General features: G+C 63.5%; 12 protein-coding genes. 4 read left to right on the forward strand and 8 right to left on the reverse strand.

Features of this window, described 5'->3' with window-relative positions:
- Positions 1–3: 3 nt before the first annotated feature.
- Positions 4–2448, reverse strand: a complete 2445-nt coding sequence (locus tag APH35_RS09730; protein WP_060514697.1) for a UvrD-helicase domain-containing protein — start codon at positions 2446–2448, stop codon at positions 4–6.
- A 186-nt stretch (positions 2449–2634) separates the two neighbouring features.
- Here APH35_RS09730 and APH35_RS09735 point away from each other — a divergent pair, with 186 nt between their 5' ends.
- Positions 2635–3333, forward strand: a complete 699-nt coding sequence (locus APH35_RS09735; RefSeq protein WP_012272925.1) for a pirin family protein — start codon at positions 2635–2637, stop codon at positions 3331–3333.
- Positions 3334–3485: 152 nt separating this feature from the next.
- Here APH35_RS09735 and APH35_RS09740 read toward each other — a convergent pair whose 3' ends face one another.
- The 7 genes from APH35_RS09740 to APH35_RS09770 all read right to left on the reverse strand — a co-directional run bounded on the left by APH35_RS09740 (position 3486) and on the right by APH35_RS09770 (position 9081).
- The gene (locus APH35_RS09740) at positions 3486–4385 is read right to left on the reverse strand and encodes a SphA family protein (RefSeq protein ID WP_012272926.1); all 900 of its coding nucleotides are present in this window, start codon (positions 4383–4385) and stop codon (positions 3486–3488) included.
- Positions 4386–4461: 76 nt separating this feature from the next.
- Entirely contained in the window at positions 4462–5523 is a 1062-nt protein-coding gene (locus APH35_RS09745; RefSeq protein ID WP_060514698.1) for an NADH:ubiquinone reductase (Na(+)-transporting) subunit F, read from the reverse strand.
- Positions 5524–5534: 11 nt separating this feature from the next.
- Positions 5535–5894 carry a phenol hydroxylase subunit P4 gene (locus APH35_RS09750; RefSeq protein WP_060492904.1) on the reverse strand — a complete coding sequence of 120 codons (360 nt, stop codon included), beginning with the start codon at positions 5892–5894 and terminating at the stop codon, positions 5535–5537.
- 65 nt (positions 5895–5959) lie between these two features.
- Positions 5960–7474 (reverse strand): aromatic/alkene/methane monooxygenase hydroxylase/oxygenase subunit alpha, encoded by a 1515-nt coding sequence (locus tag APH35_RS09755; RefSeq protein ID WP_012272929.1) that lies wholly within the window; start codon positions 7472–7474, stop codon positions 5960–5962.
- 32 nt (positions 7475–7506) lie between these two features.
- Complete coding sequence (locus APH35_RS09760; RefSeq protein ID WP_012272930.1) at positions 7507–7776, reverse strand: MmoB/DmpM family protein; 270 nt, start codon at positions 7774–7776, stop codon at positions 7507–7509.
- Positions 7773–8768, reverse strand: coding sequence for an aromatic/alkene monooxygenase hydroxylase subunit beta (locus APH35_RS09765; RefSeq protein WP_060514699.1), 996 nt, complete (start codon positions 8766–8768; stop codon positions 7773–7775). The genes APH35_RS09760 and APH35_RS09765 overlap by 4 nt, the downstream gene beginning before the upstream one ends.
- A 55-nt stretch (positions 8769–8823) precedes the next feature.
- Positions 8824–9081: a phenol hydroxylase subunit gene (locus tag APH35_RS09770; RefSeq protein ID WP_012272932.1), complete on the reverse strand. Its 258-nt coding sequence runs from the start codon at positions 9079–9081 to the stop codon at positions 8824–8826.
- A gap of 375 nt (positions 9082–9456) precedes the next feature.
- Here APH35_RS09770 and APH35_RS09775 point away from each other — a divergent pair, with 375 nt between their 5' ends.
- The 3 genes from APH35_RS09775 (at position 9457) to APH35_RS09785 (ending at position 15239) form a co-directional block, all read left to right on the forward strand.
- Positions 9457–11145 carry a sigma-54-dependent Fis family transcriptional regulator gene (locus tag APH35_RS09775; protein WP_060514700.1) on the forward strand — a complete coding sequence of 563 codons (1689 nt, stop codon included), beginning with the start codon at positions 9457–9459 and terminating at the stop codon, positions 11143–11145.
- Positions 11146–11312: 167 nt separating this feature from the next.
- Positions 11313–12218: a catechol 1,2-dioxygenase gene (gene catA / locus APH35_RS09780; RefSeq protein ID WP_012272934.1), complete on the forward strand. Its 906-nt coding sequence runs from the start codon at positions 11313–11315 to the stop codon at positions 12216–12218.
- A gap of 249 nt (positions 12219–12467) precedes the next feature.
- On the forward strand, positions 12468–15239 hold the full coding sequence (locus tag APH35_RS09785; RefSeq protein ID WP_060514701.1) for an amino acid adenylation domain-containing protein: 2772 nt from the start codon (positions 12468–12470) through the stop codon (positions 15237–15239).
- The last annotated feature ends 40 nt before the right edge of the window (positions 15240–15279 follow it).

Raw genomic sequence — 15279 nt, forward strand, 5'->3', positions numbered from 1 at the left:
GCCCTACTGCCCGCGCAGGTCTTCGAAAAAGGCCTGCCTGCCATCCACTTGGCTCGACGCCCGTGGGGCCACCGCGGCATCGCCGTTGGCGGCCTCCACATGCCAGTAGCAGTGCTGCACCGCGCGGGTCACCGCCACATAGGCCAGGCGTTGCACCTCTTCCTTCTGCGCCGTATCGAACGGCTGCGCATCACCAGCCTTGCCCAAGCCGGCTTGGCGATACACCTGATTCTTGTACGGCGAGCTGGTCAGGTACTGGCAGTCACCCAGCATGAACACCGCATCGGCCTGCAGGCCCTTGGCACTGTGGTAAGTCAGTTGGCGCAGCCGACGCTGTTCGGCCGGCAGCGCCGCGTCGGCGTGCAATACGCCTTGCAGGTGCTCGGCCATCAAGGCCCTGTCGCTGCCTTTGCGGTACAGCATCATGACCGTCTCACCGCGCTGGTAATGCTCGATCAGCGTTTCGCCCAGGGCGGCCTCGTCACGGTCGAACACCTTGACCGGCGAGCCGGGCAGCTCGGCCGCCGGGCCACTGGCACGGGCTTTCTTGCCGGCAATCGCCGGGGTGCCTTTGACCAGGTGCTCGGCCGCGTCGATCACCTGCTGCTGGCAGCGATAGTTGTCCACCAGCATCACCCGCGTGTTGGCCGGTGACGGGAAGGCCTTGGTGAACTCCATGAAATACTTGGGCGAACTGCCACGCCAGCCGTAGATCGACTGCCAGTCGTCACCCACGCACAGCAGCGACGAATGCTGGGCGTGGCGCCCAGTATGCATGGCCGGGCCGCGTCGGCGGATTTCGGCGAGGCTGGCACGCAGCCAACTGACGATCTGCGGCGACACATCCTGGAACTCGTCGATCATCAGGTGCGCCAATGGCCGCAGCAACGGGTCGGGCAGCAGTTGCAGGTTTTCCGGGTTGTTTTCGCCGAACAGCGCGAACATGCGGTTGTAGCTCATCACCGGCGGCGACTGGTCCAGCAGGTGCATTTCCAGCGCTTTCCAATACAGCGCCAGGGCTTCGAAGAACCGTGCATCACTGTCGCCGGACGGGAAGCTCATGGCCGCCACCGCGTTGTTAACGTCCAGGCCAAGGTTCTCGATGAAGTTGGCCGCGCTGACGAATGCATCCAGCAGTGGCGCCGGGGCCAATTCACCCTTGACCTTGTACTCGAAGCCGGGGCCAGCCACCGCATCGCCTGCCAACGATGCGGCCAGGCGCCGGGCCATGGCGTAGTTGTCCAGCCAGATCAGTGGCCTGTCGCAGAAAGCCTGCAACAGCGTGCGCTTGACCGCCCACTCCGCACGCACTGCCAGCTTGGCGCCAGGGCGCTGGTACTGCGCGCTTTCCGCCGGGTCGAAGCCCAGCACCACCAACGGCCCCTGGCCTTGCAGACGGCCATGCACATGAAAGCGGCTGCCACGGATATCGACGGTTTCGCGGCAGGGTTCGATGCCCTTGATCGGCCAGGCACCGGCAGCGAACCACAGGTCCTCGATCACGTCGCACAGTTCATCGTCGCGCTGGGCCGCCAATTGGGTTACCTGGGCGCGCTTCTGCACGTCGGGGTTGTTCGGGTCCAGCGGTTTGAGCTGCAACGCTTCGCTGCGCAACAAGCCTACCAGCTCGGCAAAACGCGGGCTCTCGCCCAGCAAGCTGCTGTAGCACTGGTTGAGCTGCTGGCGCTGGGCGTCGTTCAGGCGCAGATCGAACGGGTTGCTGTCAGCCTCGGCTTCACGCCCTGCAGGCATCTCGTTGCCCAGTGTTTCGAATGCTCGCACCTGGCCGAAGCCCGGCAGGCTGCGCACCAGCGGCAGGATGCGCGAATGGAAGGTGCGCACCAGCTCGCGGGCCTGCACCGGTTGCAGGTTGATCTGCCACAGGGCGAAGACCTGCAACAGGCGCTTGATGAAGTCCTTACGCGACTCGCGGGTGAAGGTCACCACGGTCATTGCATCCAGCTCATAGCCCAGGTAATGGCGTAACAGCAGGATGCGCAGCACCAACGATGTGGACTTGCCTGCCCCGGCGCCTGCCACCACGCAGGTGGAAGGGGTGTCACTGAAGATCAGCTTCCATTGCGCGGCGCTGGGCTGCGCCTCGGTAGGCAGGCGCTGGGCGACATCCGCCTTGAAGCGCTTCTTCAGCTCGGCTGTCAACGGCAGGCGCCAGTCGTCGAACAGGTTGTCGTCCTGGCCAGGCACAGCGGTTGTGTCGGGGCGCGAATCGCGAATCACCAGCACCTGGCGACCAGCCTCATAGCCAGTGGCGTGGCCGAGGGACCAGGAGTCACGGTGCTGGGCCTGCAAGCGGGTCAGGCCACGCCCCAGCAGGCGGGCGACCAGGCGGCGAAACCAGGGCAACTGGGCAGGAGGGGTAAGGTCGGCGAGGGCCTGGGGTTGCTCGTGGGCCACGGTCACTCCGTTGAAAATCAAAACAACGAGCATGTTCGCCGCATCGACGGAAAATCGCCAGCGAATGCTTGCAGATCAGTGGATTAGGCGATGAAGCGCATAACGCTTGGCAGCATATTCAATCCAATAAATAGATTGTTTTAAGCCGATATTTACGCTTATTTTCGATGTTTCTTTAGCGCATCATGGCGTCATTCCACTGTTTCAAGGAGCACGATCATGCTGCAACTGCGACCCTTCGAAAGCCTCGGCCACGCCAACCATGGCTGGCTTGACGCCCACCACCACTTCTCCTTCGCCGAGTACTACGACCCAGCACGCATGCACTGGGGCAACCTGCGGGTATGGAACGACGACCTGATTGCAGCCGGCAGTGGCTTCCCGCCGCATCCGCACCGCGACATGGAAATCATCACCTATGTACGTGAAGGCGCGATCAGCCACCAGGACAGCCTGGGCAACAAGGGCCGTACCGAAGCCGGTGATGTGCAGGTGATGAGTGCCGGCACCGGTATCGTGCACAGCGAGTACAACCTGGAAGACGTCGATACGCGCATTTTCCAGATCTGGATCGTGCCGGAGCGCACCGGTGAAGCACCGCAGTGGGGTAGCCGGCCGTTCCCCAAAGGCGAACGTGGCGAAGGCTTCGTGACCCTGGCCAGCGGCCGTGCCGGTGATGAAGACAGCCTGCAGATTCGCACCGATGCACGGTTGGTGGCGGCCACCTTGCGTGCGGGTGAAACCGCCGAATACCGCTTCGATGCCGCACGCCGGGGTTACCTGGTGCCGGCCAAGGGGCTGGTCGAGGTCAACGGGTTGCGGGCCAAGGCGCGCGACGGCGTGGCAATCGAGCAGGAAGCAGTACTGCGCGTGACCGCTATCGAAGACAGCGAGATTGTGCTGGTGGATGTGGCCTGACGCCCAGCGACCTGCGTTGTTTGTAGGAGCGGCCTTGTGTCGCGATCGGGCTGCGCAGCAGCCCCAGCACGCTCTGCAGCGCGGCAGAAACCGAGGGGCTGCTGCGCAGCCCGATCGCGACACAAGGCCGCTCCTACAGGGACCACGCAGGCTTAGAAGGGCAAGGTCAACTTCAACCAGTAGGCATCGCCTTGGGCGCGGTTGCGCACTTCGGTTTCCTTCGACCACTTGGCCGTCACGAACCAGCCATCCTTGCCGCTGTACTTGATCGACGGCCCGATGGCAAAGCTGCGGCCTTTGTTGTCTTCGATGCGCTCGCCATCCAGGTTGTCGTCAGTCGTCTGCCGATAGTAGTACCCCCCTACCCCCAGCACCCAACCATTCCCAAGCCCCCACCCCACGGCATAATCCACATGAAATTCCTGCCCCGAGCGGTAATCGGTGGCTGGGTTGCGCCGGTTGAAGTCGTACATCACCTTGGCATCCAGGTTGAGCCCCGCCGGGTCGACATAGCTCATCGCATACACCGGCTCGAACACCCAGTAGTTGCGCCCTGGGTTGGCCAGGTCGTTTTTGTCGTAGCGGCCGGTGGGGGCAATCATGTCGAAGGCCAGGATGCTGTGGAACTTGTCGCTGTGGTGAAAGCCCAGTGCCGGGCCGAAGATCACGTCACCCAGGCCACTGTTGTGCTGTGACTGGCCATTGAGCGAGACCTTGACGTCCACCAGCGGCACGATGGCATGCAGCGCCAGGCTACCGCCCAGTAGGGTGTAGTCACTCACCCAGATCAGCCGCGGCACGATGGCATTGGCCCGCACACGAAAGTCCACCGGCAGTTTGCGCCCGTCGTTGCCACGCAGGTTGTCTGCTTCATAGTGGTTGACGAACAGCTGGCCATAGAAGCCCGGTGGCGGCATGGCGCCGGACATGTAGTTCTCGGCCCCCAGTGGATACGAGGTGCCACCCCCTTCGGTGGCATGGGTCAAGTTGGCGGCGCCGAACAACGAGGCACACACGGCAAGGCGAAGCAGGTTCGCTAGGGTCGGGTTCATCGGGTCAACCTTTGTTGTTGTTATCGGTCGGGTGCACGCCGGCCCCCCGCGTTCGGGGCGCCGGGCTTGAAGGTGTTCAGATGCGTTTGAACAGGGCCGAACGCTGGCCTTCGGCAGCACCATCGGCAGCGCTGTAGAAGCGCTCCATGAAGATGTCGCGTTCGAACAGGCGGCCTTGCATCAGGCAGGTGATGGCCGCATCGATCATGGGTGGCGGGCCGCACAGGTAGGCCTTGTGACCGTTGAAGCGGCCATCGAAATGCTGCCTGGCCGCGTCGTGCACATAGCCGCGCACACCTTGCCACTGCTCGTCCTCAGCAGCCTGGCTAAGAGCAGGCACGTAGCTGAAGTTGGCATGGCGCTCGGCCAGCGCCTCGAACAGCTCGCGGTTGTACAGTTCAGCTCGAGTACGGGCGCCCTGGAACAGTGTGATGCGCCGGGTATCGCCACGCGCCAGCAAGTCAAGAATCATCGACTGCGGGCTGGAAAGCCCCGAGCCGCCAGCGATGAAAATCAGGTCACCCGGCTGTGAGCCGCGCACGAAGAACTGCCCGTAAGGGCCGGACAGCGCCAGCGCATCGCCCACCTTGAGCTGCTGGTGGATGTACCCGGTGGCCACGCCGCCTTCTACCAGACGCACGTGCAGTTCCACCTCGTCGGCCTGCTGGGGCGGGTTGGCCAGGGAAAACGCACGGGAGCCTTCGATACCTGGCAGCTGCAAGTTCACGTACTGCCCGGCCTGGAAGGCCATCGGCCGGTCGAGCTTGAGGTGCACGCCGCGAATGGTCGGCGACAGTTCCACCAGCTGGGTGACCACCGCACGGTAGTCCTGCACCGGCAGGCCGGCGAAGTCCGGGTCGACATCGATGTCGGCCTCGATCACCAGGTCACTCTGCGGGATGGCGCAGCAGGCCAGCACCTTGCCCTCGTCGCGTTCCATGTCCATCAGGGCGAAGGACGATGCAGCGCCGAGGTCGACTTCGCCTTCCAGCACCTGGCATTTGCAGGTGGCACAAGTGCCGTGGCCACAGGCAAACGGCAGCCAGACGCCCTGGCGCAGGGCGGCTTCCAGGATGGTCTGGCCCTCCTCCACTTCGATCTGCTCACCGGTAGGTTCGATGGTGACTTGATAGCTCATGGCGGCATTCCTCAGTTGTGGCTGCCGCCCAGGCCTTCGAGGCCGGGGGTGTGCAGGTGCAGCAGGCTTTTGTGGGCAACACCGTTGGCGGCCAGGCCACGGGCCAGGTCAGGCGTGAACGGCTGCTCGTCAAGGCGCCAGCGGGCGGCGGCAAAATCGACCTGTGCAGCATCCGGGTGCAGGGCAATGGCCGGCTTGACCACCTGTTCGATGAAGGCGGCAAAAGGCAGCGCCGGGTCCACCGGCAAGGTGAACGGTGCGCAGAACAGCAGGTGGTTTTCCCAGCACAGGTACACCAGCTGGGCGCCGTGGAAATTGGCCTGGCAGTCCAGGGGTTGGGCGGTGTAGCGGCCGATGGCGGTCACGGGCATGGCGTTGGTCCTCTTGTTCTTGTGAAAACCAGGGCGCAACAAGCGCGCCCTGGCAGATCGGCACTTCAGACAACCTTGCGTTCGGCACCCTGCAGCGCCTGCCAGCGCTGCTGTTCGGGCGAGCCCTGGTACTCGAAGTTGTCCTGGCCGGGGGTGATGTTGTAGTAGTCGCGCACCACCGACTCGACATCGCCGCCCCCGCAGTTGCCCTGCAGGATCTGGTGCACCGGCAACCAGGCCTGCACGTACTTGTCCGGCTCGAAGGCGAAGATGTCGCAGCAACCATCGGAGCAGAAGTGGTAGCGCTCGCCCTCGTGCACCAGGCTACGGTGGCTCAGTTGCGTCGGCGCATCCGGCTCGGTGAAGGCCAGCGGGATCTGGCAGATCTGGCACAGCATCGGCAGCGTCGGGTTGTAGAAGCGCTCACCGCGCGCCTGCAATTCGCGCCAATGCTCGTAGCGCGGGCGGTAGTAGCGGTCGAAGGTGTCCGGGTACTTGGCCGACAGCCAGTCCAGTTCTTCGTCGGTAGGGATCCAGGTGTGGAAGTTGGTGGCCTGGCTGTACTGGTAGAAGATCGACCAGGCCTGGTGGCTGATGTGCTCTTTGCCGATGGTGGTCTGCTCGACGTATTTCGGCGGGCGAATGCCATAGCGTTCCAGGTCCTTGAACAGCGCGCCGCCGGCCTCCTCGAAATACACCTCCCAGGCTTCGGCCCAGGACATCACTTTGTTTGGCAGCATGTAGTCCATCATCATGCCGACCAAGGTCAGCAGCCGGTAGCCGCGCCAGAACCACTTGTCGATCCAGCGTTGCACGATAGGCACGTTGTCCTCGTGCTGCTCCAGCAGGAACTTGATCACCTCCAGGCCCAGGGTCATGTGCCGGGCTTCATCGGACTGCGCCGAGAAACCGAAGGTGACCGTGGCCATGTCGCCGTTGAATGCCGCACCCGACATGAATGGCACGAACAGCAGGTTGGTCAGCACGTACTCGAACGAGAACGAAATGGCGGTAAGGAACTCGAACGGGCCCGCCGTGCGGGCATCCTCGAAGAACGACTTGGGCACCGACAGGAACCACACCCGGTCGTGCATGTGGGCAAAGTCATGCAGGCCGTTGAAGTGCTTGTTGTAGTGGCTCATGGCGTGCACCTGGGTCTGCACGTGGCGCAGCTCGTCGATGGCCTGCATCTGGCAGGCCACCCGTGCGCCGGCACCGCCAAAGTGCCGGCCAACCCGGGCAAAGCCCTGATAGGCCTGGTACTCCAGGGGTGTGACGCCACTCAGGAACAACTTCAGGGCGTTGACATAACGGGCGTCGGAAATGTTCTGGTGGCCGTTGTTCTGGGCAAAGGCATCGAAGATGGCGTACAGCTTCTTTTCTTTTTCGGCCTGGTACTTCCAGTAGGCGTCCATGGTCAGGCGGAACGGGTCTTCCCACTTGTCCCAGTCGGTGATCTTGATGCCTTCGAACCGCTCGTAGGGGTAGATGTCTTCCTTGCTCTGGTAGCTCGGCTCCCAGCCCAGGTCACGGGTCAGGCAGCGGTACTTGTCTTTCTGGTTGAGGCGCTTGGCGGCCATGGTGGTCTCCCTTGTTCTTGTCGTTGTGCGGATCAGTTCCAGTGCAGGGCGAAGCAGTCTTCGTCTTCCTCGACGTTGCCGCCGAGGGTGATCACGTCGATCAGCATTTCCTGCACGTCCCATTCACGGCCAAGCTTGTCTTCCACCGTGGCGCGGTGAATTTCCAGGCGCCCTTCGGCCTGCACGCGGATCATCGCCGGCTGGTGCTGCACCTGGGCATGGGGGTTGTCCTGGGTGATGGCCTCGACGATGTAGCGGGCGCTGTCGTTGTCCTGGAAGGCGATATAAACGAGGGAAGTCATGCGGCATCTCCACTGAGGCCGAGTTTTTTCAGGCGTGCGCCGAAGGCACTGTCACAGGCATCCAGCGCGTCGCGGCCGGGGCCGGCCTCGGCCAGTGGCAGCAGCGCTTGCACGGCGCGGCCGCGCCATTGGCTGACCCAGCCCTCGATCAACTGACGGTTGTGCGGGCTTTCGGCAACCACGGTCTTGACCAGGGCATCGACCCAGCGCTGGCTCTCGGCGAACCACAGGCGCATGAACTCGGTGAGCATGCCCAGCTGCCCTGCCCCGGCGGCCACCAGTTGCGCGTCGTAGTGCTCGAACAACAGCGGGTACAGCAGGCCATCGCTGACCAGGTTCTGCGCCAGGCTCAGTTCGAACCAATCGCGCAGCACCAGGCTGTCCTCCACGTAACGGCGCAGCCCTTGCCAGGCTGGCTCGTCCAGCCAGCGCTGCTTGGCTTCGGCCAGCAGTGCCAGGCCGTCGTCCTCCAGCAACAGCCCCATGCGCGACAGATATTGGGCAATGGCCAGGCGGTCCATGGCGTGGAACATGTGCATCTGGGTGACGCTGGTGCCGAACGCGTCGGCGGCAATGCCACTGTTGTTCATGTTGGCGCCCAGTTCGGCATGGCGCAGCGGTAGCAACAGGCGCGCGATCAGGGCGCGGGTTTCGGCAGGCAGGCTGGTCAGCAGTTCGCGTTTTTCGCAGAAGGCAAAACTGTGCTCGGCGTTTTCCTGCATGCGGGCCCGGGCCTGCACGTAGGTGCCGTAGTAATACTGGCGCGGGTCGCTGACGGCGTACCAGTCGGCCATTTGCACGGCAGTGCGGCTGGGGTCGTTGAGCAGCTTGTCGGGCTGCCACAGCGGGCGGTAGTGGAAGTTGCTGGCGGCTTCGATGTCGAAGCTGGCTTCCTGATAACGGCTGGCCGGCTTGTCACCGAAACGGCGGCGGGTGTGGCTGAAGGTCTGGCGGATCGGCTCGACCGTGGCCGTCTTGATCTCGATACTCATGCAAGGCGTCCTGTACTTGTTGTTGTGGGGATGCAATGCGCCGGCAAGCGGCGCTTCACTCGTCCGCGTCGCGGCTTTCGCCATAGCGCCACTTCTGCATGTCGGCATCGACGGCAGCGGCCATCGCGGCATCCATGTGGCGCACTCGGTTGCTGGCGCAGAAGCTGGCGAAGGCAGTGCGCGGCAGGACCAGTTCGACGAACAGGTCCGGGTAACCGATGGCGAAGTCGAACTCGACAAAGGCCGCATCCGGTTCGCTGCGTACGCGGACGTAGCGCGGCATCTGTTCGAAAGAAGGGGTGGCTGAGGTCATGCGCTGGTGCTCCGGCTGGACGTGCCAAGGGCTAGAGCAACGGCTGTGCCAGGCACTTTCAAATCAAATAAAAATTCATTCAACTCATTGTTTTTTATGAGTTTTAATTTCTACTGACGCTAACCGGACGTGGCCCTGCCCGCACACAGAAGCCTGCTCGTTTGATCATTTGCTCAATCGGGCCAAGGCGGATGGAGCAAATGGCCAATGCGGCCAGCGATTGACTTTTGCGCGGCTTTCAGGCGGTTTAGAAAAGAGAGCGACCCGGGCCTTGCCTGCAACACCGAGGTCGTTTCGGCGTGACCGATAAACCCGCCCAGCCTGAGCGGGTGCACGCCAAATCCCCATACAACTACAAGCAAGGGGCGCAAGCGAATGATTACCCAGTACAGGGCGCCTGAACCTGCACCGGCGCTGAAAGACCTGACCGAGCGGGTACGGTTCGAAGGCACCGAAGGCAAGATCTGGCTGGACGAACAACGCATGCTGCTGGTGCAAGCTGCGACCATGGCCAGCATGCGTCGCGAGCTGATCGAAATGCTCGGCGAAGAACGGGCCAAAGGCTTCTTCCTACGCCTGGGCTACCAGTCAGGCCTGAAGGACGCCGAGCTTGCCCGCAAGCTGCGGCCCAACGGCAACCCGGTGGAAATGTTCTTCATCGGCCCGCAGTTGCACTCGCTCAAAGGCATGGTCAAGGTGCGCCCGCAGCAACTGGAAATCGACCTGGACAACGGCCACTTCTACGCCGACATCGAGTGGCAGGATTCCTTCGAGGTGGAAAACTGCCAGTCAGAAGGCCTGCATTCCGAGCAGCCGGTGTGCTGGATGCTGCTCGGCTACGCCATCAGCTACAGCTCGTTCTTCCTTGGCCGTCAGGTGCTGTACAAGGAAGTCAGCTGCCGTGGCTGCGGTGGTAGCGAGTGCCGCATCATCGGCAAGCCGGTGGAGCAATGGGACGATGCCGAGACCTTCCTGCGCTACTTCCAGAGCGACCCGGTAATCGACGAGCTGCAATCGCTGCAGGTGCAGGTAGCCAACCTGCGCCAGCGCCTGCAATACGAGTCAGGGCAGTTCTACGGCATTGGCCAGTCGGCGGTTTACCGGCGCTGCTGCGCGCTCACCGACAAGGTCGCCCCAGGCAAGGCCTCGGTATTGCTGCTGGGTGAAGCCGGGGTGGGCAAGGAAGTGATCGCCCGCAGCCTGCACCTGCGCAGTGAGCGTGCCGGCGCGGCATTCGTCGCGCTGAACTGCGCGACCATCCCGCCAGACCTGATCGAAGCCGAGCTGTTCGGCGTCGAGAAAGGCGCCTACACCGGCGCCCAGCAGGCTCGCATGGGGCGCTTCGAGCGGGCCAACGGCGGCACGCTGTTCCTGGACGAGATCGTCGAGTTAACCCCGCGAGCCCAGGCCAGCCTGCTGCGCGTGCTGCAGGAGGGCGAACTGGAGCGGGTGGGCGACAGCCGTACGCGGCCGGTGGACGTGCGGGTGATCGCTGCCACCCACGAGAACCTCGAACAGGCGGTCAAGGACGGGCGTTTCCGTGCCGACCTGTTCTACCGGCTGAACGTGTTCCCCGTGCACATTCCGGCGCTGCGTGAGCGCCGCGAAGACATCCCGCTGCTGATCGAGCACTTTCTCGGCCGCCTGCACCAAAGCTACGGCAAGAAAACCCGTGGTCTGAGCGACCGAGCGCTGCAGGTGTGCTTGCAATACGACTGGCCAGGCAACATCCGCGAGCTGGAAAACCTGATGGAGCGCGGCGTGATCATCACCGACGAGAACCAGAGCATCGGCCTGGACGCGCTGTTCCCGCATGAGCCGCCGGCTATCGACAGCATCGGCCTGGGTAGCGATGGCCGGCTGGTCGCGGCCAGTGACCAGGCTGCGCCTGGCTGGGTGGCGCAGATTCTCGACAGCGGTACTGGCCTGGATGCCGTCGAAGACGCGCTGATGCAGGAAGCCATGCAGCGCTGCGGGCAGAATGTTTCTGAAGCCGCGCGCCTGCTCGGCGTAACCCGCCCTGCCCTTGCCTATCGGCTGAAGAAAGCCCCCGACAAGCCTTGAGCATTTGCGCAATGACACTGGCGCAGGTTGATCAAATGATCGAGCCTGCGCCCGCTTTCACCCCCGCCTGAACAACAAAACTGCCTGATTTCAGCGTGTTACCAACCTGGCATTGCATTTGCTCAAGCCTTTGCACCGCAATAACAACAACGACCGGTGAGGCAACCATGACTGTAGCGATATCCCATTCCCCCGACGTGCAGGCCTTTTTCGCCAAGGCCGCAGGCATAGGCAACGACCAGGGCAACCCACGCCTGAAGCAGGTCGTGCTGCGCATCCTGCAGGACAGCGCCAGGCTGATCGAAGACCTGGCGATCAGCGACGACGAATTCTGGCTAGCGGTGGACTACCTCAATCGCCTAGGCGGGCGCAACGAAGCGGGCCTGCTGATGGCGGGGCTTGGCCTGGAGCACTTCCTCGACCTGCTCAGCGATGCCCGCGATCGCCAGGCCGGCTATGCCGGCGGTACACCGCGCACCATCGAAGGCCCGTTGTACGTGGCTGGCGCGCCGCTGTGCGAAGGCGAAGCTCGGCTGGACGATGGCCACGACCTGGGCCAGCCAATGCTGCTCGAAGGCCAGGTGCTGGACGTGCACGGCAAACCGCTGGCCGGGGCCATCGTCGATGTGTGGCACGCCAATACCCAGGGGCTGTACTCCTACTTCGACACCAGCCAGGCCGAGTACAACCTGCGCCGGCGTATCCGCACGGATGCCCAGGGCCGCTATCGCGCCCGCAGCATCGTACCCAGCGGCTATGGCTGCCCGGCCGACGGGCCGACCCAAGCCTGCCTGGACCAGTTGGGCCGCCATGGCCAGCGGCCCGCGCATATCCACTTTTTCATCAGCGCACCGGGGTATCGGCACCTGACCACGCAGATCAACCTGGCGGGGGACGAATATTTGTGGGATGACTTTGCCCATGCCACCCGTGACGGGCTGGTGGGTGAGGTTGAACAGCTTGCGGACGGAGTGGCGCGGGTGGTGTTCGATTTTTGCCTGCAGGCGGCGGCCAGCGCCGATGATGAACAGCGCAGCCAGCGGCCTCGGGCTTTGCAAACAAGTACCGATTGATTTAGCAGGGGCAGTCCACTCTGTGGGAGCGGGTTTACCCGCGAACACCGGCACAGCCGGTGCCAGGCACCGCGTTGGATTCTTCGCGGGTAAACCCGCTCCCACAGGGCACTAGGACTGGCTGCGAAATCAGTGTCGTGCCAACCCGGCTATCGCAAGGCAGCCTCCAATCATTGGCGCCATCGGCCACCCTGCACTAGCGTTGTGCTACCAGCCAGCCCCAACGTTCATGCGGAGCCTTCACCCATCATGCCGGACCTGCGCCCGAACCCGACGCTGCGCCTGGAGTACCGTGCCGAGCAGCCGATTCATCAGGCTTTTCTCAAGCAAGCCAGCCGCTGCCCGGATGCCACTGCCATCATTGCCCAGCACACCACCTGCAGCTACACCCAACTGGAGCAGATCAGTCAGGGCATTGCCGCATTTTTGGTAGAAAACGCTGCCAGCGGCGCCGATCGTGTGGTCATCGTCGCCAGCCGAAGCGCTGCGCTGGTGTACGCCATGCTCGGCTGCCTGCGCGCCGGCCTGGCCTTCACCGTGGCCGACGCCGCCTACCCCGCCGTGCGCATCAAGCAAATCGTCAGCACCCTGAAGCCTGCCGTGGTCCTGCGCTGCGGCGAGGCAACCGTGGACGCCGGCCAGTTCATTGTCGCTGCGGTGCCAGAAGCCCCCACTGCAGCACAGCAAGCCTTCCCTCGCCAACCTGTCGCGCTGCCCGCTGTCAGCCCCGAGCAACCGGCCTACATCACCTTCACCTCGGGCAGCACCGGCGAGCCCAAGGGCATCGTCACCCACCACGCGCCGTTGGTGCACTTCATCGACTGGCATGTGCAACAGCATGGCTTCACCCAAGCTGACACCTTCTCGCTGCTTTCCGGCCTGGGTCATGACCCGGTGTACCGCGACGTGTTCACGCCACTGTCGATCGGCGCGACCCTCGCCTGCCCGGCCCAGTCGACCTTGACCGACCCCTCACGGCTGGCCAGCTGGATTCACCAGCACGGCGTGAGCGTGATCCACCTCACCCCACCACTGGGCAAGCTGATCGAAACCGGCGCACACATGAATAGCCAGGTGCTCGGCCAACTGCGCTACCTGTTCTGGGGCGGTGATGCGCTCAGCCCGGCGCAGTACCAGCAGGTGCGCGCCATCGCACCGAATGCCGTCAATGTGAACTTCTACGGCACCACCGAAACCCCGCAAGCCATGGCTTTCCATACCCTCGAACCGGAGGCGGTCGATGCCCGCGTACCCTTGGGCAAAGGCATTGCCGATGCGCAGTTGCTGGTGGTCAACCCGGCCAACCAGTTGGTCAGCGAAGGTGAAACCGGCGAAATCCTGATCCGCAGCCCGTACCTGTCGCTGGGCTACTGGAACGACCCGGCACTGACCGAGGCCAAGTTCATCGCCAACCCGTTCACCGGCAGTGCAAGCGACCGCTGTTATCGCACCGGTGACCTGGGCACCTACCTGGCCGATGGCAGCGCCAGTTTTCTGGGGCGCGGTGACAGCCAGGTGAAAATCCGCGGCCATCGCATCGAGCTGGCGGAAATCGAGAACGCCATCACCCGTCAACCACACATCGGGCAATGCGTGGTGGTGGCCAACCAGGATGGCGGGGCGACCCGCCTGGTTGCCTATTGCGTCGCACAGCAGGCTACCCGGGCTGACGAGCTGCGCCAGGCGCTCGCCGGCCAGTTGCCGGACTATATGGTGCCGGCGCTGTTCGTGTTCCTGGATGCCCTACCGCTCACGCCCAACGGCAAGGTCGACAAACGCGCCCTGCCTGCCCCCTTCGACGACAGTGCCAACCAAATGTTGTCCCCGCTGGCCGAAAAGCTCAGCACGGCCTGGGCACGCATTCTCCAGGTGCCGCGCCTGGACGCCAGGTTGAGCTTTGTCGAGCTGGGTGGCGACTCGATATCTTTCGTGCAGGCCTCGCGGGTGTTGGAAGCGCTGATCGGCCACCTGCCAGAGCGCTGGGAAACCCTGCCAGTGTGCCAACTGGCCGAGCTGAGCGCGCCGCCCAAGGGCGCGTGGCGGGTGATGGAAATGCCGGTGTTCGTGCGCATGCTCGCCATCATCCTGATTGTGGTTGGCCACCTGAGCGAATTCGACCACTGGCTGATCGTCGGTGAAACCTCGGTATTGTTCCTGGTTTCCGGCATCAGCCTGGCACGCTTTCAGCTCAAGGCCATCGAAGCACGTGGTGATGCACGCACGCTGCTCAGGTCGTTGGCAGCCATCGTGGTGCCGACGCTGTTGTACACAGCACTGATCCAGCTGGTGTTCGACCGGTTGCACTGGCAATCGCTGCTGCTGGTGTCCAACTGGTTCCCGGCCAGCGAGGTCAGCCTGTTCAACTACTGGTACATCGAAGTGCTGGTGCAGATGATCGTGATCATTGGCCTGCTGCTGTCGATCAGGCGCGTGCGCCGGGTCGTCGTGGCCGACCCGTTCCGCTGCCTGATCATCGCGGCCTGTGCGCTGGTGGCGCTGGATGTGCTCATCAACCAGTTCGTATTCGACGCCAGTGCCCTGCTCCACCGGGTACCGCAGCACTTCCTGGCGGTGATGGTGCTGGGCATGGCCGTGCACCACGCCGACACCACCGCGCGTAAATGGGTGGCCAGCGCAGTAGCCGTGCTGGTGGTCGGCGAGCTGGACCTGATGGCGGTGGCCGGTGTTGGCTGGGAAGCGTTCACGCGCTATGTCGACATCGCCCTGCCGGCGATGCTGGCGCTGATCTGGTTTCGCTCGGTGCCGGTCCCGGCCCTGGTTGCCCGGGCAGGCGCCGTGATCGCCTCTTCAACCTTGTTTATCTACCTGACGCATTTCCAGTTCCAGTCCGTGGCGGACCATGTGTCCAGGCACCCGCTGTTCGAGGTGGCCCTGGCACTCGCTGGTGGGGTGCTGGTGGCCTATTGCTGGAATACCATGATACGTCTGCTGTTTACCCGCAGAAACAAGCACAACCCGGCGCGCGGAGCAGACCCTGCCGAGCGCGCCACCTCAGCCTGAGCTGACTTGCCGGCACAGGAGCAGTGATTGCAAAGCCTGA

It is taken from the genome of Pseudomonas sp. NBRC 111132, from assembly GCF_001320565.1.
In the GTDB taxonomy this organism is placed as follows: Bacteria; Pseudomonadota; Gammaproteobacteria; order Pseudomonadales; family Pseudomonadaceae; genus Aquipseudomonas; species Aquipseudomonas putida_P.

Excerpts from the sequence above, each read along its gene's own strand:
- APH35_RS09730 (WP_060514697.1), bottom strand. The coding sequence starts at position 2,448 with ATGCTCGTTGTTTTGATTTTCAACGGAGTGACCGTGGCCCACGAGCAA.
- APH35_RS09735 (WP_012272925.1), top strand. The coding sequence starts at position 2,635 with ATGCTGCAACTGCGACCCTTCGAAAGCCTCGGCCACGCCAACCATGGC.
- APH35_RS09740 (WP_012272926.1), bottom strand. The coding sequence starts at position 4,385 with ATGAACCCGACCCTAGCGAACCTGCTTCGCCTTGCCGTGTGTGCCTCG.
- APH35_RS09745 (WP_060514698.1), bottom strand. The coding sequence starts at position 5,523 with ATGAGCTATCAAGTCACCATCGAACCTACCGGTGAGCAGATCGAAGTG.
- APH35_RS09750 (WP_060492904.1), bottom strand. The coding sequence starts at position 5,894 with ATGCCCGTGACCGCCATCGGCCGCTACACCGCCCAACCCCTGGACTGC.
- APH35_RS09755 (WP_012272929.1), bottom strand. The coding sequence starts at position 7,474 with ATGGCCGCCAAGCGCCTCAACCAGAAAGACAAGTACCGCTGCCTGACC.
- APH35_RS09760 (WP_012272930.1), bottom strand. The coding sequence starts at position 7,776 with ATGACTTCCCTCGTTTATATCGCCTTCCAGGACAACGACAGCGCCCGC.
- APH35_RS09765 (WP_060514699.1), bottom strand. The coding sequence starts at position 8,768 with ATGAGTATCGAGATCAAGACGGCCACGGTCGAGCCGATCCGCCAGACC.
- APH35_RS09770 (WP_012272932.1), bottom strand. The coding sequence starts at position 9,081 with ATGACCTCAGCCACCCCTTCTTTCGAACAGATGCCGCGCTACGTCCGC.
- APH35_RS09775 (WP_060514700.1), top strand. The coding sequence starts at position 9,457 with ATGATTACCCAGTACAGGGCGCCTGAACCTGCACCGGCGCTGAAAGAC.
- catA (WP_012272934.1), top strand. The coding sequence starts at position 11,313 with ATGACTGTAGCGATATCCCATTCCCCCGACGTGCAGGCCTTTTTCGCC.
- APH35_RS09785 (WP_060514701.1), top strand. The coding sequence starts at position 12,468 with ATGCCGGACCTGCGCCCGAACCCGACGCTGCGCCTGGAGTACCGTGCC.